This is a genomic window from Streptomyces sp. NPDC111507, from assembly GCF_055638955.1.
This window is the reverse complement of the sequence record NZ_JBVKBU010000006.1, coordinates 124,341-141,340: the sequence shown is the minus strand read 5'-3', so window position 1 is coordinate 141,340 and position 17,000 is coordinate 124,341. Positions and strand designations below refer to the sequence as shown.

Here is a 17,000-nt window from a genome sequence, read left to right as displayed (position 1 = left end):
GCAGGGGGAAGGTAGCCCGATGACCGGAATGCTCGGCAGACTCCGCGGGATATGGCGCCGGAAGGCGGCCGACGAGGCCGAGGCGCAGCGGCCCGCCAAACGGCGACCGGAGAAACGTACACACAATCTTTTCGAGGCGGCCGCGGCCTATGTGCCGGCCTGCGCGGAGGACGACCAGGAGCGGATCGACGAGGCCGCCGCCTGGGTGTCGCCCGAGGCGCTGTCGTTCGGGGTGAACGAGCTGGCCTGCCGTGCCGTCATCGCTCTGGCGCGGGAGCGCGACGAGTCGCCTCGGACGGTGGCGCGGACGCTGCTCGGCCTGCCCGCCGCCTGACCGGGGTGGGCGCGGGCCGGGCGTTTCGCCCCCGTCCAGCCGGATAACTGCAGCTCCGCGTCTGTTTCGGGCCCGTGACAAGCGCCTTCGGGTCGCATTATGGTGCGCCGACGAACGTAGCGATCGGGAGGCTGGGATGGCCGGGACGGACGATGGCGCCGTCGCCACCGGGGACGACGACGCGCTGTATGTGCTGACAGCGGTGCTGTTGACGCCCGCGAAGTTCCCCAGCGTGCTGGGGGACGACTACCCGGAGGCCTGCGCGGCGCTCGACCTGGCGCCCCTGGCCGACGGGTACGGTCTCGTGCTCGGCCAGGATGGCGAGGGTGCACGGTGGACGGTCGTGATCGACGACGTCTCGCTGGTCGCCGTCGCCATCGCGTCCTGGGACTGCGGGATGGAGCACGAGCTGTCGCCCGACGAGCGCACGGTCGTCTCAGCACTGCCCGGCTGGCCCCTGGACGTCGCCGTCGCGGCTCCCGGGGTGCCAGCCCCGCACGACCCCGCGCCCGAGCTCACGGACCGGCCGGCGCTCACCCCACCGAACACCGCAGTCTGGGGACCGGCCCAACGGCGCCTCGGAGCCGACGAGATCGCCCTCCAGTGGGCGATCTGGCGGGAACAGATCGACGACGGCGACTTCGTCACGTCGAAGGACACCGCCGAGCCCGAGGACGCCCACCCGGACGAGACGGAGAGCACCGACGGCGACAGCGGCGAGACCCGCAGCGGAATCCGCCGCGTGCTCGCGGAGGCGCGCTCCTACGTGGACACCCCGCCGCCCCTGGGCCGCGTCCGCTCGTCCTTCGCCACCGGCGATGCCCGGACCCTGCGCGCGGACGGCCCCGGCTGGTCCATGGTCGCCCGGACCGACGACATCGCCTTCGTCCTCCTCGACGAGGAACCCGGAGAGGTCCTGCCCGTCGGCCGGGGCCCGGAACTGCCCGGCCTCCTGGAGGCCCTGGACAAGATGGCCGTACGCCCCAGTTGAGCGGACGCGCAGCGGGTCGCTTCTCACCCCGGACGAAGCGGGGCACGCGCACGCTCGCGGACCCTGCCGACGGCACGGTCCGCGAGCGGCGACCGAGCCGCCTCCCGCATGCCGGGAGGCGCACCCGATCGGCAGCGCCTCAGCGGCCGAGTTCCTTGCGGGTGATGCGGCGCAGCCTGCGCCGCTGCGAGGGGTCCAGCGTCAGGTACGCGGCCGCCGGAACTCCCACCACGATCAGGAAGGAGACCCACCAGGGCAACCAGAACAGCAGGATGAGGCCGACCGCCACACCACCTGCGGCGATCTTCGCGTTCTTCGACATGTGTCGCCTCCTTCGCGGCTGCTGCCGCTCTCTGTCCTGAAAACGGGTCCGCGCCTCTCACGGTTCCAGTGCGCGACCCTGAGACATCCCTGAGGCGCTCCCCTGACTCACCCCTGAGCCCGTCCGGGCTCACTCACCCCCTGAGACCTTCCGCGGCTGCTCGGCCCTGAGGGGTTCGCCGACCCCGTGCAGGTGACGCAAGGCCTGCCGGTAGGAATCGACGAGCCCGGTTTCCGCGTAGGGGATACCCAATTCCCGACAGTGTGCGCGCACCAGCGGCTGGGCGAGCTTCAGATGGGGCCGGGGCATGCTGGGGAACAAGTGGTGCTCGATCTGGTAGTTGAGGCCACCGAGGAACCAGTCGGTCAGGGTGGCACCGCGAACATTGCGGGAGGTGAGCACCTGGCGGCGCAGATGGCCCCAGCGCTCGCCGTCCGGGTCGGGCATTTCCATGCCCTTGTGGTTGGGCGCGAAGGCCATGCCCAGGTGCAGGCCGAACAGTGCCTGGTGCAGCGCGGCGAAGACCAGGGCCTTGCCGAGGGACATGGAGGTGAGCAGCAAGGTCGCGTAGGCCACGACGTGGGTCACCAGCAGCAGTGCCTCCACCACCCGCTCACGCGGGGGCTGCCGGCGCAGGTCCTGGAAGCCGTGGACCTTAAGGGCGACGCCTTCCAGGAGAGTGAGCGGGAAGAAGAGCCAGGCCTGGTTGCGGGTGAGCCAGCGCCGGAACCCCACCCGGACCTCGGCCTGCTCACCGGTGAAGACCAGGACGTCGGCGACGACGTCGGGATCCTTGTCGATGTGGTTCGGGTTGGCGTGGTGGCGGTTGTGCTTGTGGTTCCACCAGGAATAGCTCATTCCGAGGAGCAGGTTGCCGTGAACCAGGCCGATCGCACGGCCGACCGACTTGTTGCCGGTGATCTGCGTGTGGCCCGCGTCGTGGCCTATGAATGCCGTGCGGGCGGAGAACACGGCGAGCAGTGGGGCGAGGACAAGCGCCCACCAGGAGTTGCCGATCAGGGCGACCCCCGTAACGACCGCGGCCAGGGCCAGCGCGTTCACGGTGATCGCGCGCGCGTACCAGCCGTGGCGCCGGTCCAGCAGACCCCGGGCCCTGACGGTGCGCAGGAGGGGCGCGAAGTCGCTTCCGGGGTTCTGCCCGGCACCCACCCCTGGAAAGTCTTCCACGACGGCTGTGGCGGTCTGGGGCATGGCGGGTCTCCGGTTTCTCAGGCAAGGGGCTGACCTGATGAAACGTACGAACCAGTGCCCCTCGGCGACCATGACGCCACCACCCGCGTCCGTACTGAGGCTTTCCCTGTCCATCGAGGGGGGTTACGTACACCCCCAGCCCGGGGGGGGGAGCCACCTCACGGTCCGGGCATCCCCGCCCGGTGCACGCGGTGCTGTACCCTCGGCGACTCCGACCCAGTAGTCAAATTTGAGGAATGCGCCATCGCTGTGCAGAGAATTCCTGCGGCGACGCCCGCCGAGATCTCCGAACTGGCCCCATGTTGTGCCGTGTTCATGCCCGCCGATCCGTCCCGTACCGGGAGCATCGCTTTCTGGCGGCCGGACGGCGACGTCCCACCTGTGGTGGCGCCCGGCGCCCTGGACGACCTGACCGTCGCACTGCCCGGAGACGACGGTGTCGAGCTCGTGACCGTGCCCGCCGTCCTGCTCCCGGTGCGCGCCGCGCTGCCGGTCCTCACGCGCGCGCGTGCCGCCGCGCACGCACACCGGGCGACCTCGTTCTGGGGCGCGGCCGCCGTGCTCGCCCTGCAACTCGCCGCACGGGGGCTGCTGCTGCCGGGGCTGACGGCGAGCGACCACGACGCGTGGCGTGCCGGTCCACTGCGGGCCGACGACCTGGAGCGCGTACGCGAACTCGCCGCGGCGATGCCGCCCGACGCGCATGCCGTTCCGGTGGACGGCCGTGAGCCGGTGCGGCTGCCCGACCCGGAGCGGTTGCTGCGAGCCTTCCTCGACGCGGTCGCCGACGCGCTGCCCCGCTCCCCCGCCGCGTCGCAGGCCGCGGGAGGCGCGGCCTTCGCGGCGCCGGAGCCGCAGTATGTGCCGGAGCAACGCGCCTGGGCCGCCGACGTGGCCGCGGGGCACGACGCGGGCGTACGCGTCTCGCTGCGCGTCGAGGTCCCTGGGCTGGCGTCGGCCGGGGCGGACGGGACACCGCTCCCGTTCCGTGGGGTGCTGCAGGTGCACAGCGTGAACGACCCGGGCCTTGTCGCGGACGCCTCCGCCGTCTGGGCCGGATCGGCGGCCTTCGGCCCGCGCGCGCGGATGGACGTCCTGCTCGCCCTGCGGCGTGCGGCCCGCGCCTGGCCCCCGCTCACCCCGTTGCTCTCGGCGACGGTGCCGGACGTCGTCGAATTCGCCGACGAGGAGGTCACCGAACTCCTCCGCGAGGGCGCCCGCGTGCTGGGGTCCGCCGGCGTCGACGTTCACTGGCCCAAGGAGTTGGCGCGCAAGCTGACCGCGCGCGCCGTCATCGGCCCGCCGGACGACGAGCGGAGTCCGGACAAGGTCGCGTCGGCCGCGCCCTCCTTCCTGTCCGCGGACGCGCTGCTTGCCTTCAACTGGTCGTTCGCGCTGGGCGATCAGCGACTCACCCGACAGGAGCTGGACCACCTCGCGGAGGCGAACCGCCCCATGGTGCGGCTGCGCGACCAGTGGGTCCTCGTCGACCTGCAGGAGGTGCGCCGAGCCCGGGCGCAACAGGATCGCAAGGTCACGCCCGTCGAGGCGCTGAGCGCCGCTCTGACGGGCTCCACGGAGGTCGACGGCCGCAGGGTCGACGTACGGCCCACGGGGTGGCTGGCGACGCTGCGGGAGCGGCTCTCGGATCCGGAGGGACAGGAGCCGGTCGGGCAGCCCGCCGCGCTCGCCGCGACACTGCGGGACTACCAGGTGCGGGGCCTCAACTGGCTCGCCCGCATGACCTCCTTGGGACTGGGCGGCTGTCTCGCCGACGACATGGGGCTGGGCAAGACGATCACGCTGATCGCCCTGCATCTGCACCGGCAGACCGACACGTCGGCGGCGGGCCCCACCCTCGTGGTCTGTCCGGCCTCCCTGATGGGCAACTGGCAGCGCGAGATCGAGAAGTTCGCGCCCGGCACGCCGGTGCGCCGTTTCCACGGCTCGGGGCGCAGTCTGGAAGGCCTGGTGGACGGGGAGTTCGTGCTCACCACGTACGGCACGATGCGGCTCGACGCGCCGCGACTGGCCGCGGTGTCGTGGGGCATGGTCGTCGCGGACGAGGCGCAGCACGTGAAGAATCCCTACTCGGTGACGGCGCGGGCGCTGCGCACCGTCGGCGCACGCGCGCGCGTGGCGCTCACCGGCACGCCGGTGGAGAACAACCTCTCGGAGCTGTGGGCGATCCTCGACTGGACGACGCCGGGCCTGCTCGGGAGTCTCGGCTCCTTCCGGACGCGTTACGCGCTGGCCGTCGAAGGCGCTCAGGATCCTGCGGCGGCCGAGCGGCTCACGCAGTTGGTCCGGCCGTTCCTGCTGCGGCGGCGCAAGTCGGATCCCGGCATCGCGCCCGAGCTGCCGCCGAAGACCGAGACCGACCGTGCCGTCTCGCTCACCAAGGAGCAGGCGGGTCTGTACGAGGCGGTGGTGCGCGAGACCCTCGCGGAGATCTCGGGCGCGGACAGCATGGCGCGGCGCGGTCTGATCGTGAAGCTGCTCACCGGGCTGAAGCAGATCTGCAACCACCCGGCGCAGTTCCTCAAGGAGGACCGGCCGAAGATCCCGGGCAGGTCCGGGAAGCTGGAGCTGCTGGACGAGCTGCTCGACACCATCCTCTCCGAGGGAGCGAGCGTTCTGGTCTTCACGCAGTACGTGCGGATGGCGCGCCTCATCGAGCGCCATCTCGCGGTGCGCGGCGTCGGGACGCAGTTCCTGCACGGCGGAACGCCCGTCCATGAGCGCGAGGCGATGGTGGAGCGCTTCCAGGAGGGCGAAATCCCGGTCTTCTTGTTGTCGTTGAAGGCCGCGGGCACGGGCCTGAACCTGACGCGGGCCGAGCATGTCGTGCACTACGACCGCTGGTGGAACCCGGCCGTGGAGGCGCAGGCCACGGATCGCGCGTACCGCATCGGCCAGACCCGTCCCGTGCAGGTGCACCGACTGATCGCCGAGGGGACCATCGAGGACCGCATCGCCGAGATGCTGTGGCGCAAGCAGCAGTTGGCCGACGCGGTCCTCGGCGCCGGAGAGGCGGCGCTCACGGAGCTGACCGACGCCGAACTGGCCGACCTGGTGGAGCTGCGAGGGGACGCACGATGACGGATGGGAACAAGGAGCGTACGTTCGCGGCGCTGCCGCCCGCACAGGGGCAGCGCTTCGCGCAGACGTGGTGGGGCCGGGCCTGGCTGAAGGCGCTGGAGGACGCGGCGCTGGACTCGGAGCCGGTGAAGACGGGCCGCAGACTCGCGCGCACGGGGGCGGTGGGCGCCGTGTGTGTGCGGCCGGGGCGCGTCACCGCCGTCGTTCGGGACCGGGACGGCACCGCACACCGCTCGGACGTGCTGCTTCAAGAACTGTCCGAGGAGCAGTGGGACCGTTTCTTTGACATGGCCGTCGAACGGGCCGGGCATGTCGCGGCGCTGCTCGACCGCGAGATGCCCCCGCATCTGGTGGAGGACGCGGCGGCGTCGGGAGTCGAGCTGCTTCCGGGTTTGGGTGACTTGGAGGCCGACTGCGACTGCGGGGCCTGGGACCACTGCGGGCACACCGCGGCGCTCTGCTATCAGATGGCGCGGCTACTCGACCAGGATCCGTTCGCCCTGCTGCTGATGCGCGGCCGCGCCGAACGCACGTTGCTGGACGAGCTTCAGTCGCGCGGCAGCGCGACCGCGAGGAATCGGCCGGACGCCCAGGAATCCGCTCAACAGGACGTGGACGCCGGCGAGGCGTACGCGGCCGGGGACATCCTGCCGCCCCTGCCCGCTCCTCCGATACTGCCCCAGGTGCCCGGTCTGCCGCCCTCCCTGGACACCGAGGTCGCGCCCGCACCCGGCGTCGACCCGGCCGCCCTGGAGTTCCTCGCTACCGCGACCGCGGCCGAGGCGCACCGGCTGCTCGCCGAGGCGCTCAGACCGGCTCACGGGCAGGAAGCACCGGCGGCGGAGTTAACGCTCGAGCAGGACGCGGTCCGGCTTGCGGCGGCGGCCCCTGAGGGTGCGATCGTGGAGCGGCTGGCCGACGGATCGAGGCGCGACTGGCAGGAACTGGCGCTCGCCGTACGCGCCTGGCACCGCGGGGGTGTGGTCGCGCTGGCCGTGCTGGAGGACGAGTGGACCGTGGAAGCGGAGGTACTCGCACGCGCGCGTGCCGCCCTGGAGGCGGCCTGGGACGTGGACGAGCGGCCGCGACTGCGTGCCACCCGCAACCGCTGGACCGCCGTCGGCGCACCTGCCCAGCTGCGTCTGGGGCGTGACGGCCGATGGTGGCCGTACCGCAAGGAGCGGGGCCGTTGGACGCCCGCGGGGCCGGCGGCAGGGGACCCGGCCACCGCCTTCGCGACGGCGCAGGGAGACCCGGGCGGCGACCCGATGAGTGGTTGACGCCCCACGTTCACCTCTAGGTCGTGCGACGTTCGGCGCAGCGGCCAACTCTGGCCGCTGTCAACGAACTTGTGCCTCAGGAGGCCCGATGTCCCCGCATGCCGTCGGCCGGCGTCACGTCCACCGAACCGTCGCCGCGGGTGTACCGCTCGCGATGCTGGCCGCCTTCGTGGCGGTCGGCACCGCGAACGCTCAGGGCTACCCCTCGCAGCCGAGGGTCACGCGCACCGCGACCCTCGGTGACATCCCTCTGGGCATGTTCAGCAACGCGCTGCTGCCCGGCACGGTGGGCGACGACCGGGACGTGGACCTCGGTGGGATCGGCAGCGACATCTACCCGGCCGGGCGCCGGGGCGAGTTCTGGACGGTCACCGACCGCGGCCCCAATGGGCAGATCAAGGTCGACGGCAAGAAGCGCCGCACGTTCCCGGTGCCCGGCTTCGACCCGGCGATCGTGAAGATCAAGGTGTCCGGTGACACCGTGAAGGTGCTGGACGCGCTCCCGATCACCACGTCCTCCGGGAAGCCCGTCACCGGGCTGTCCAACCAGGCGGGGCGCGACGAGGCGCCGTACTCCTATGACGCGCAGACCCCCCTCACGTACAACCCCAACGGTGTGGACACCGAAGGCATCGTCCGTTCCGCGGACGGCGGTTTCTGGCTCGTCGACGAGTACGGACCCTCATTGATCCATGTCTCCGCGCGCGGGAAGGTCCTCACGCGCTATGTGCCCAAGGGACTGAACCTGACCGGCACCGACTACCCGGTGGTCGAGGCGCTGCCGGCCGTCCTGCTGCACCGGAAGATCAATCGCGGCTTCGAAGGGCTCGCCCGGCTTCCCGGCGGCGACCTGGTGATGGCCGTGCAGAGCCCGCTCTCCCTGCCGGACAGCAACGCGGGGGACGCCTCGCGCACGACGCGGCTGCTGCGCTTCTCCCCGAAGAAGCGGGCCGTCACCGCCGAGTACGCCTACCGCTTCGACCCGGTGAACGTGGTCGACCCCACCGAGGACGACACGTCGGAGCTGAAGATCTCCTCCGTGGTGGCCGTCGGCCATGATCGGCTGCTGGTGGAGGAACGCACGGACAAGGCGGCGCGGTTGCAGGTGGTGGAACTCACGCGCGGCGCGAACATCCTCGGCGGCCCCTGGGACAGTGACACGACGTCCCCCTCTCTGGAACAGCTCGACGATCCGGCCGCCTCCGGTGTCCCGGTGCTCGCCAAGCGTCTGGTCGTGGACCTGGGAACGGTCGCGGGTGTACCCGGAAAGATCGAGGGCGTCGCGCGCGTGGACCACGACACACTCGCGCTGATCAACGACAACGACTTCGGGATGACCGACGGGGCGGGCGCGTTCGACGCGCAGGGCCGCCTGGTGGACAGCGGTATCGAGACGACGGTCACGTACGTACGACTGCCGCACGGGATCTGACCTCAGGGTCCTTTTCGTCGGGCACGCGTGCGTGAGTCGCGCATCGGCGTCCACGCGCGCGTGCCCATCATCTCGGCGGCTTACGGCAGCGCACCGCTCCCCTAGGTCGGCAGGAGCGACTGCAGGTCGCTCGGCAGAATGCTGCGCAGATCACTCGGCAGCTCCGAGGGCAAGGACGAGGGCAGCGACGAAGGCAGTTCGCTGGGCAGCTCGGACGGAATGCTCAGCGACGGGGAAGACGATCCCTGAGTGCCGCCACTCTCGGTCGACCCCTTCTTCTCGGGCGTGTCGCTGCCGCCGCGGGCCATCAGCACCACGGCGACGACAACCACAACGACCACGAGCGCGGCGAGCGCGAGGAACAGCAGGGTACGGCGCCGCCCCCTACCAGGGCCTCCCGGACCACCGGGAAATCCAGAGGGAGGCTCGGGACCGTAACCCCCCGGAGGGGGACCGTAGCCCTCGTAAGGGGGACCTTGGTCTCCTGTAGGAGGCCCGTAGCCTCCGGACGGCGGGCCGAAGCCACCGTTTCCCGGAGGGGGCGTGTTTCCTGGCGGCCGGGGAGGCTGGGGCGGTAAGGGCGGGGTGGCCATACCGTCAAGACTCGCCTCGAACCGGTCATGGGGCGACCCCTGTGCCGAAGTTGATACGGACTCATGCCGTGGATCGCATGATTCCGGATCATTCCCCGCCGGGTCCGCGCAGCGGGATGTGAGACCCGGCCCGCCAGGAGACGGGCCAGACCTCACGGGGGCACGATCAGCCCCGCGCGCCCAGCAGGTGGTCCATGGCCAGCTGGTCCAGCCGCTCGAAGGCCATCCCGCGCGCCGCGGCCACCTCCACATCGAACTCCTCGAACGCCGCACGGTCCGCGAGCAGCCCCATCAGGCCGTCCGCCGCGGTGGGCTGCGCCAGTTCGTCGAGGCGCGACGCGCGCAGCGCCTCCTGGACCTCGGGGTCGGCACGGAAGGCGGCCGTACGCTCCCGAAGGATCAGGTAGTTGCGCATGCAGCCCGCTGCCGACGCCCACACCCCGTCGAAGTCCTCGGTCCGCGGGGGCTTGAAGTCGAAGTGCTTCGGCCCCGCGTACCCGGCGCTCTCCAGGAGGTCGACCAGCCAGAACGCGGAGCGCAGGTCACCGGCGCCGAAGCGCAGGTCCTGGTCGTACTTGATGCCGGACTGGCCGTTGAGGTCGATGTGGAAGAGCTTGCCGGCCCACAGGGCCTGCGCGATGCCGTGCGGGAAGTTCAGCCCGGCCATCTGCTCGTGGCCCACCTCGGGGTTGACGCCGTACATTTCCGGGCGCTCCAGGCGCTCGATGAAGGCGAGCGCGTGACCGACGGTGGGAAGCAGGATGTCGCCGCGCGGCTCGTTCGGCTTCGGCTCGATCGCGAACTTGAGGTCGTAACCCTGGGAGATCACGTACTCACCGAGGAGGTCGAAGGCCTCCTTCATGCGGTCGAGTGCGACGCGCACGTCCTTGGCGGCGCCGGACTCGGCACCCTCACGGCCGCCCCAGGCGACATACGTCTGCGCGCCGAGTTCGACCGCGAGATCGATGTTGCGGATCGTCTTGCGCAGCGCGTAGCGACGCACGTCCCTGTCGTTCGCGGTGAACGCGCCGTCCTTGAAGACGGGGTGCGTGAACAGGTTGGTGGTGGCCATCGGCACCCGCATGCCGGTCGCGTCCAGGGCCTGGCGGAAGCGCTTGATGTGCGACTCGCGCTCGCTGTCCGAGGACCCGAAGGGAATCAGGTCGTCGTCGTGGAAGGTCACACCGTGGGCGCCGAGCTCGGCCAGGCGCTGTACCGACTCGACCGGGTCCAGGGCGCGCCGGGTGGCGTCGCCGAACGGGTCCCTTCCCTGCCAGCCGACGGTCCACAGGCCGAAGGTGAACCTGTCCTCGGGGGTGGGCTGGTAGTTCATGCCGCGGCTCCTTGCTAGCTCCGACTATTTCGTCATGGCGATTAACAAATTAGTATGCGGAGGCATCTCTGGGAAGAGACGAAATGCGAAACCTGGGCCACACCGGTCCGGGAACCCCATCACCAAGACAGACCGGACAGATCCCGCGGAGCCGCGGAAGAGGGAGAGCCCGATGTCAGCAGCCGAGGGTCCGCTCGTCGTCGGGGTGGACACATCCACCCAGTCCACCAAGGCCCTGGTCGTCGACGCGTCGACCGGACAGGTGGTGGCGAGCGGGCAGGCGCCGCACACCGTCTCCACCGGGGCGGGCCGTGAGAGCGACCCGCGGCAGTGGTGGGAGGCGCTCCGCGAGGCGTTGCACCAGTGCGGCGAGGCGGCCCACGAGGCCGCCGCGGTGTCGATCGGCGGCCAGCAGCACGGGCTCGTCACCCTCGACGCCCAGGGCGATCCCGTACGCCCGGCCCTGCTGTGGAACGACGTGCGCTCGGCGCCACAGGCCCGTCGGCTGGTCGAGGAGCTGGGCGGCCCGAAGGCCTGGGCCGAGCGCACCGGCAGCGTGCCCGGCCCCTCCTTCACGGTCACGAAGTGGGCTTGGCTGGCCGAGCACGAACCCGACGCCGTCCGCGCGACCGCGGCCGTACGGCTGCCCCACGACTACCTCACCGAACGCCTCACGGGAGAGGGCACGACCGACCGCGGCGATGCCTCCGGTACCGGCTGGTGGGCATCCGGTACGGAGAGGTACGACGAAGAAGTCCTCGCGCACGTCGGACTCGACCCGGCGCTGCTCCCCCGCATCGCGCGGCCCGGCGAGGTGGCCGGAACCGTGCACGCCCGCGATGAGCTGCCCTTCTCCAAGGGCACGCTGGTCGCCGCCGGCACCGGCGACAACGCCGCCGCCGCGCTCGGCCTCGGACTGCGCCCCGGCACCGCCGTACTGAGCCTCGGCACCTCCGGCACGGTGTACGCCGTCTCGACGCGGCGCCCCGCCGACCCGACCGGCACCGTCGCGGGCTTCGCCGACGCCCGCGGCGACTGGCTTCCGCTGGCCTGCACCTTGAACTGCACGCTCGCCGTCGATCGTGTCGCCGCGCTGCTGGGCCTCGACCGCGAGGGCGTCGAACCGGGCGCGGGCGTGACGCTGCTCCCCTACCTGGACGGCGAACGCACCCCGAACCTGCCCCATGCCTCGGGGCTGCTGCACGGCCTCAGGCACGACACGACGGGCGGCCAGCTGCTGCAGGCGGCGTACGACGGCGCGGTCCACTCGCTCCTCGGCGCCCTCGATCTGGTGCTCGACCCGGACGCAGACCGCTCCGCGCCGCTGCTGCTCATCGGCGGGGGTGCCCGGGGAACGGCCTGGCAGCAGACCGTACGCCGGCTGTCGGGACGTCCGGTTCAAGTGCCCGACGCCAAGGAACTGGTCGCGCTTGGCGCCGCCGCACAGGCCGCGGGCCTGCTGACCGGCGAGGACCCGGCTGCGGTGGCCCGCCGGTGGGGAACGGCCCACGGGCCGGTGCTCGATGCCGTGGACCGGGACGAGGAGACGCTCGCCAGGATCGCCGGGGTACTCTCCGACGCGGCCCCGCTCCTGGAACGGGAACCGAACAAGGACTGAGCGAGCGCGGACGAGGACAGCCCCATAGTGGGACCGGCCGGACGAGGACTGACGGAGGCATGACCGCACCACTGCACGAGGCCCACCCGACCGGTTCCGGCCGTCGACTGCCCGACACCCAACAGGGCATGCGCCGCCGCAACCTCTCCCGTGTCATGCACACCGTGAGCGCGGAGGGGCCGCTGTCGCGTGCCGCCGTCGCCTCGCGCATCGGTCTGACGCGGGCGGCGGTCTCGACGCTGGTGGACGAGCTGATCCGCTCGGGGCTCCTCGAAGAGCTGGGCCCCGAGCGGCCCGGACGGGTGGGGCGACCGGGCTCGGCACTCGCCGTCAGCGGGCACGGCCCCAGCGGGATAGGCGCGGAGGTGGGCGTCGACCATCTGGCGGTGTGCGCCGTCGATCTGCGCGGTGACGTACGGGCACGGGCGGTGCGGCACGGCACGAACCGCGGGCGGCCGCCCGAGCCGGTGCTCCAGGAGCTGACCGCGCTGGTGGGGCAGGTCGTCGCCGAGGCCGAACGGGAAGGGCTGTGGCCCGCGGGCCTCGCGGTCGCGGTGCCCGGTCTGGTGGCCCGCGACGACCGGACCGTGGTCCGTGCCCCCAACCTCGACTGGCATGACACGGATCTCGGCGCGCTGCTGCCGGGGGACCTCCCGCTGACCGTGGACAACGAGGCCAACTTCGGTGGTCTGGCGGAACTGTGGCTCGGCAATGCCACCCCACGTGACTTCCTGCATGTGTCCGCGGAGATCGGCATCGGCGCGGCCGTGGTCGTGGACGGACGGTTGCTGCGCGGAACCCGCGGTTTCGCGGGCGAGCTGGGGCATGTGCCGGTGTGGCCGGACGGGCCTCCTTGCCCGTGCGGCGGACGGGGCTGCCTCGAGCAGTACGCGGGTGAGGAGGCCGTGCTGCGCGCGGCCGGTCTGGAGCCGCGTGAGGACCGGGTCGGGCTGCTGGCCGAGCGCGCCGCCCAGGGCGACGCGGAGGTGCGGCGTGCCCTGCGCGACGCCGGGACCGCGCTCGGTATCGCGCTCACGGGCGCGGTCAACCTCCTCGATCCGGAGACGGTCGTGCTGGGTGGAGCGCTGTCCGGTCTCGCACCGTGGCTGCTGCCTTCGCTGAAGGGCGAGTTGGCCCGGCGCACGGCGGGCCCCGCCTGCACCGTGTCCGTGTCGCCCCTGGGGCCCGAGGGGCCCCTGCTGGGGGCCGCCCACTCGGTGGTGCGGGCGGTGCTCGACGATCCGGCGGGGTTCGCGGAGCGAGCGTAGCGCGGTCATGACGGTCATGACCGCCATCGCAGTCATCGCAGTCATCGCCATCGTGGTCGACGGCGCGGTACTCAGGGTCCCTTTCCCCCTCACGGGTGACCGAGTTGTCCACAGTCCCGGAGTTGTCCACTGACGAACGCCATGCCCTCCCGCCCAACCGGCAAGCGCCGTACCGTAATTCACGCGAGGCGCAGCCGTCGGGCCGATGGCTGGTTGTCCGGACGAATCTGGGGATCGGGGGTTCAGATGTCGGGGGAGACGGTTCCAGGACTGCGCCGCGAGGCTGTTGGGCTGCGGGAGGTCCTGTTCCAGAGCATCACGGCCATGGCGCCGGCCGCGGCGGTCGCCGCGTCCATTCCGTCGGGCGCGGCCTTCGCGGGCGGCAGTCTGCCCCTTTCCGTGCTGATAGCCCTCGTCGCCTGCCTCTTCACCGCGTCCTGTGTGGCCGAGCTGGCACGACAGTTGCCCACCGCGGGCTCGGTGGCCACGTACGCGGCCCAGGGACTGCACCCGGCCGTGGGGTTCCTCGTCGGCTGGGGCTATGTGTTCGTCGAGGCGCTGGTGCCACCGTTGCTGCTCCTGCAACTCGGGTTCACGACGGCGGGCACACTCCATCAGGACTGGTCCTCCTACCCGGACGACCTGTGGTGGCCGTGGTCGCTCGCGGGCGCGGCGATCATCGCGGTCGCCGGATACTTCGGAGTGCGCGCCTCGGCCCGCTTCGGCACCGTCCTCGGCGTCTTCGAGGTGCTGGTCTTCCTCGTCTTCGCGATATGGCTGATCGTCAAGGCCGGGGGCGGCAACACGCTGTCGGTGTTCGGGACCTCTCACACGGCCGAGGGATACGAAGGCGTCAGTGGTGTGTTCGCGGGATCGGTCTACACGGTGCTGGCCTTCGCCGGATTCGAGGCGGCGGCACCGCTCGCCGAGGAGACGAAGGATCCCCGCCGGACCATGCACCGCGCGGTCCTCGGCGCGGCGCTGGGGATCGGTCTCTTCTACGTCCTCACCACGTACGCCATGTCGGTGTACTTCGGCCCCGACCACTTCGGGGGCTTCGGAGCCTCCGGCGCGGCGTCCTGGGAAGGCGTGGCCCGCGCTTCCTTCGGAGTGTTCTGGGTGCTGGTGTTTCTGGCGGTGGTCAACTCCACGATCGCCAACGCCAACGCCTGTGCGACGGTCTCCACTCGCACGGCCTTCGCCCTGGCCCGGATCAAGGTGTTCCCGCGGCTCTTCGCGCAGGTGCATCCGAGGCACCGCTCCCCCGTCGCCGGCGTCGCGGCGCAGTGCGGCGTGGCGGTCGCGGCTGCGCTGGGCCTCGGCCTGTACTACGACCCCGTCACGGCGTTCCTGCTGCTCGCGACGATCATCGTCACGGTCGTCATCGGCGTGTACATCGTGGTGAACCTCGCCTGTGCGGGCTATTTCCTGCGCCGCAGACGCGAGTTGCTCAAACCGGTGCGGCATCTGCTCTTCCCTCTGCTGGGCATCGTCGCCTTCGTGCCCGCGCTGCTGACGGCCGCGGGCCTGCCCGTCTTCGACTTCGTTTCGGAGCTCACCGCGCCCGTTTCGTACGCGGGACCGGTTGTCGGAGTCTGGATGGCGGCCGGGGTCGTGGTATTGATCGTCTTGTCGCGCCGCCACCCCGGGCGCATAGCCGAGACCGCCCGTGTCCACCTCGACGAGACCTCATCCCCCGAGTCCCCCGACCTTCGGCAGAGCGGAGCCGTGCAGCCATGAGTGACCCCCGCATCCTGACCGTGCGCCCCGGACCGGGCGAGTACGCCTGGACGTTCGGCGGCGCGCCGCCCGTGGCACGCATCGCGCCGGGCACCGTCCTCGATCTGTACACGGAGGACTGCTTCGCCGGGCGGGTGCGCTCGGAGAAGGACCTGGTGTCCGAGGTGTGCGAGTTCCCGTTCCTCAATCCGCAGACCGGCCCCTTCCATGTGGAGGGCGCGGAGCCGGGCGACACCGTGGCGGTGCACTTCGTGTCGATCGAGCCCGCTCGCGACTGGGCGGCCTCGACGACGGTCCCGCTGTTCGGCGCGCTCACCTCCACGCACACCACGGCCACGCTGCAGCCTCCGCTGCCGGAGACCGTGTGGATCTGGCAGCTCGACCGGGAGCGGCGGACCGCCCTGTTCAGCGCCCGGGACAGTGACATCCGGATCGAGTTGCCCATGGACCCGATGCACGGCACCGTCGGAGTGGCGCCCGCGAACCTCGAGGTGCGCTCCGCGCTGGTGCCCGACGCGCACGGCGGGAACATGGACACTCCGGAGATGCGGGCGGGCGTCACCTGTTTCCTCGGGGTGAACGTCGAGGGCGCGCTGTTGAGCCTCGGTGACGGGCATGCCCGACAGGGCGAGGGCGAGACATGTGGTGTGGCCGTCGAGTGCGCGATGAACACGGTGGTGATCGTCGAGTTGCTCAAGGGAGTCGCCACCCCTTGGCCACGCATCGAGTCCGACACACACATCATCTCGACCGGCTCGGCACGCCCGCTGGAGGACGCGTTCCGCATATCGCAGCTCGACCTGGTGCAGTGGTTGGTGCGCGACTACGGGTTCAGCGAGCTCGACGCCTACCAGTTCGCGACGCAGGCGGTCGAATCGCCGCTCGCCAATGTCTGCGACACCAACTACACGTGCGTCGCCAAGATCCGCAAGGAGTGGCTGCCCGCGCGCGAGACACACCGCGGCCTGCACGCGCGACTGCGTGACACCGCCGCGACGCTGCGACGCTGAGCGCGGCTGACCCTCGTCCCCCCATCCCCGAAAGGCGACTCCTCCATGGAACGGGCCAGATCGTTCCCGAGTCGGCGGCGCCTGCTCAAGGGCGGCGCCGCCCTCGCCGCCCTCCCCTATGCGTTACTTCCCGGCGCACAGGCAACAGCGGAGACGGCGGTCGTCGACTATCCGCTCGCCGAATGGGCAGCGGCAAGCACCTCCAACTACACGGCGTCCACCCGGCCGACGGCCTATCCGCTCGACTACGTGGTCATTCACGTCACGCAGGAGACCTTTCCAACGACCGTGGCCATCTTCCAGAACTCCCAGAAGAAGGTGTCCGCGCACTACCTCGTGCGATCAGCCGACGGGCATGTCGCCCAGTGTGTCAGGGAGCGCGACATCGCCTGGCACGCGGGGAACTGGGACTACAACACCCGCAGCATCGGCATCGAACACGAGGGCTGGGTGGACCGGCCCGCCTATTTCACCAACGCGCTCTACGAGGAGTCCGCCAAGCTCACGGCCGCGATCTGCGCGAAGCACGGCATCCCCAAGGACCGGGCTCACATCATCGGCCACTACGAGGTACCGGGCACCGACCACACGGATCCGGGGCCGAACTGGGACTGGACGCGGTACATCAAGCTCGTCAACTTCGCCTGACGGAGCGCCCGCCGCGGCTCCCCGACGACCCACGCCGCTGTGAGCGCCACGTGAGCAGCTCCGTCACGGTGCTTGTCCGCGCCCGCACCGGGAGTGACGATGGTCTCAACCGCATCG

Annotated in this window: 14 protein-coding genes; 10 read left to right on the top strand and 4 right to left on the bottom strand. The window is 71.2% G+C overall.

What is annotated here, in order from left to right; all coding sequences use genetic code 11:
- Positions 1 to 28 precede the first annotated feature (28 nt).
- Positions 29 to 334 carry a hypothetical protein gene (locus tag ACZ7M2_RS24885; protein ID WP_471597460.1) on the top strand — a complete coding sequence of 102 codons (306 nt, stop codon included), beginning with the start codon at positions 29 to 31 and terminating at the stop codon, positions 332 to 334.
- Between the two features lie 136 nt (positions 335 to 470).
- Positions 471 to 1,325, top strand: coding sequence for a hypothetical protein (locus tag ACZ7M2_RS24880; RefSeq protein WP_471597120.1), 855 nt, complete (start codon positions 471 to 473; stop codon positions 1,323 to 1,325).
- A 139-nt stretch (positions 1,326 to 1,464) separates the two neighbouring features.
- Here the strand turns inward: ACZ7M2_RS24880 and ACZ7M2_RS24875 are convergent, their stop codons facing one another.
- Both ACZ7M2_RS24875 and ACZ7M2_RS24870 read right to left on the bottom strand, forming a co-directional pair.
- Positions 1,465 to 1,647, bottom strand: a complete 183-nt coding sequence (locus ACZ7M2_RS24875) for a hypothetical protein (RefSeq protein WP_266651630.1) — start codon at positions 1,645 to 1,647, stop codon at positions 1,465 to 1,467.
- Positions 1,648 to 1,776: 129 nt separating this feature from the next.
- The gene (locus tag ACZ7M2_RS24870; protein WP_471597119.1) at positions 1,777 to 2,859 is read right to left on the bottom strand and encodes a fatty acid desaturase family protein; all 1,083 of its coding nucleotides are present in this window, start codon (positions 2,857 to 2,859) and stop codon (positions 1,777 to 1,779) included.
- 249 nt (positions 2,860 to 3,108) lie between these two features.
- On the opposite strand from ACZ7M2_RS24870, the gene ACZ7M2_RS24865 reads away from it, so the two are divergent.
- The 3 genes from ACZ7M2_RS24865 to ACZ7M2_RS24855 all read left to right on the top strand — a co-directional run bounded on the left by ACZ7M2_RS24865 (position 3,109) and on the right by ACZ7M2_RS24855 (position 8,673).
- Positions 3,109 to 5,961 carry a DEAD/DEAH box helicase gene (locus ACZ7M2_RS24865; protein WP_471597118.1) on the top strand — a complete coding sequence of 951 codons (2,853 nt, stop codon included), beginning with the start codon at positions 3,109 to 3,111 and terminating at the stop codon, positions 5,959 to 5,961.
- Positions 5,958 to 7,241, top strand: a complete 1,284-nt coding sequence (locus ACZ7M2_RS24860) for an SWF or SNF family helicase (RefSeq protein WP_471597117.1) — start codon at positions 5,958 to 5,960, stop codon at positions 7,239 to 7,241. Before ACZ7M2_RS24865 ends, ACZ7M2_RS24860 begins: the two co-directional genes overlap by 4 nt.
- An 88-nt stretch (positions 7,242 to 7,329) precedes the next feature.
- A complete protein-coding gene (locus ACZ7M2_RS24855) occupies positions 7,330 to 8,673 on the top strand; it encodes an esterase-like activity of phytase family protein (protein WP_471597116.1) in 1,344 nt (447 codons plus the stop codon).
- 101 nt (positions 8,674 to 8,774) lie between these two features.
- Here the strand turns inward: ACZ7M2_RS24855 and ACZ7M2_RS24850 are convergent, their stop codons facing one another.
- Positions 8,775 to 9,014 carry a hypothetical protein gene (locus tag ACZ7M2_RS24850; protein WP_471597115.1) on the bottom strand — a complete coding sequence of 80 codons (240 nt, stop codon included), beginning with the start codon at positions 9,012 to 9,014 and terminating at the stop codon, positions 8,775 to 8,777.
- 418 nt (positions 9,015 to 9,432) lie between these two features.
- Positions 9,433 to 10,599, bottom strand: a complete 1,167-nt coding sequence (gene xylA / locus ACZ7M2_RS24845) for a xylose isomerase (RefSeq protein ID WP_471597114.1) — start codon at positions 10,597 to 10,599, stop codon at positions 9,433 to 9,435.
- A 172-nt stretch (positions 10,600 to 10,771) separates the two neighbouring features.
- On the opposite strand from xylA, the gene xylB reads away from it, so the two are divergent.
- From xylB to ACZ7M2_RS24820, 5 genes are all read left to right on the top strand, one after another.
- On the top strand, positions 10,772 to 12,217 hold the full coding sequence (gene xylB / locus ACZ7M2_RS24840; protein WP_471597113.1) for a xylulokinase: 1,446 nt from the start codon (positions 10,772 to 10,774) through the stop codon (positions 12,215 to 12,217).
- A gap of 59 nt (positions 12,218 to 12,276) precedes the next feature.
- A complete protein-coding gene (locus ACZ7M2_RS24835; RefSeq protein ID WP_471597112.1) occupies positions 12,277 to 13,485 on the top strand; it encodes an ROK family protein in 1,209 nt (402 codons plus the stop codon).
- A 246-nt stretch (positions 13,486 to 13,731) separates the two neighbouring features.
- Positions 13,732 to 15,225, top strand: coding sequence for an APC family permease (locus ACZ7M2_RS24830; protein ID WP_471597111.1), 1,494 nt, complete (start codon positions 13,732 to 13,734; stop codon positions 15,223 to 15,225).
- Entirely contained in the window at positions 15,222 to 16,235 is a 1,014-nt protein-coding gene (locus tag ACZ7M2_RS24825; protein WP_403686193.1) for an acetamidase/formamidase family protein, read from the top strand. Before ACZ7M2_RS24830 ends, ACZ7M2_RS24825 begins: the two co-directional genes overlap by 4 nt.
- 45 nt (positions 16,236 to 16,280) lie before the next feature.
- Positions 16,281 to 16,883, top strand: coding sequence for an N-acetylmuramoyl-L-alanine amidase (locus ACZ7M2_RS24820; protein ID WP_471597110.1), 603 nt, complete (start codon positions 16,281 to 16,283; stop codon positions 16,881 to 16,883).
- The last annotated feature ends 117 nt before the right edge of the window (positions 16,884 to 17,000 follow it).

What these genes read in the sequence shown, in the direction of transcription:
- ACZ7M2_RS24870 (WP_471597119.1), bottom strand. Translation starts at nt 2,859, where the DNA reads ATGCCCCAGACCGCCACAGCCGTCGTGGAAGACTTTCCAGGGGTGGGT.
- ACZ7M2_RS24855 (WP_471597116.1), top strand. Translation starts at nt 7,330, where the DNA reads ATGTCCCCGCATGCCGTCGGCCGGCGTCACGTCCACCGAACCGTCGCC.
- ACZ7M2_RS24820 (WP_471597110.1), top strand. Translation starts at nt 16,281, where the DNA reads ATGGAACGGGCCAGATCGTTCCCGAGTCGGCGGCGCCTGCTCAAGGGC.
- ACZ7M2_RS24835 (WP_471597112.1), top strand. Translation starts at nt 12,277, where the DNA reads ATGACCGCACCACTGCACGAGGCCCACCCGACCGGTTCCGGCCGTCGA.
- xylA (WP_471597114.1), bottom strand. Translation starts at nt 10,599, where the DNA reads ATGAACTACCAGCCCACCCCCGAGGACAGGTTCACCTTCGGCCTGTGG.
- ACZ7M2_RS24880 (WP_471597120.1), top strand. Translation starts at nt 471, where the DNA reads ATGGCCGGGACGGACGATGGCGCCGTCGCCACCGGGGACGACGACGCG.
- ACZ7M2_RS24830 (WP_471597111.1), top strand. Translation starts at nt 13,732, where the DNA reads ATGTCGGGGGAGACGGTTCCAGGACTGCGCCGCGAGGCTGTTGGGCTG.
- ACZ7M2_RS24860 (WP_471597117.1), top strand. Translation starts at nt 5,958, where the DNA reads ATGACGGATGGGAACAAGGAGCGTACGTTCGCGGCGCTGCCGCCCGCA.
- ACZ7M2_RS24825 (WP_403686193.1), top strand. Translation starts at nt 15,222, where the DNA reads ATGAGTGACCCCCGCATCCTGACCGTGCGCCCCGGACCGGGCGAGTAC.
- ACZ7M2_RS24885 (WP_471597460.1), top strand. Translation starts at nt 29, where the DNA reads ATGCTCGGCAGACTCCGCGGGATATGGCGCCGGAAGGCGGCCGACGAG.
- ACZ7M2_RS24875 (WP_266651630.1), bottom strand. Translation starts at nt 1,647, where the DNA reads ATGTCGAAGAACGCGAAGATCGCCGCAGGTGGTGTGGCGGTCGGCCTC.
- xylB (WP_471597113.1), top strand. Translation starts at nt 10,772, where the DNA reads ATGTCAGCAGCCGAGGGTCCGCTCGTCGTCGGGGTGGACACATCCACC.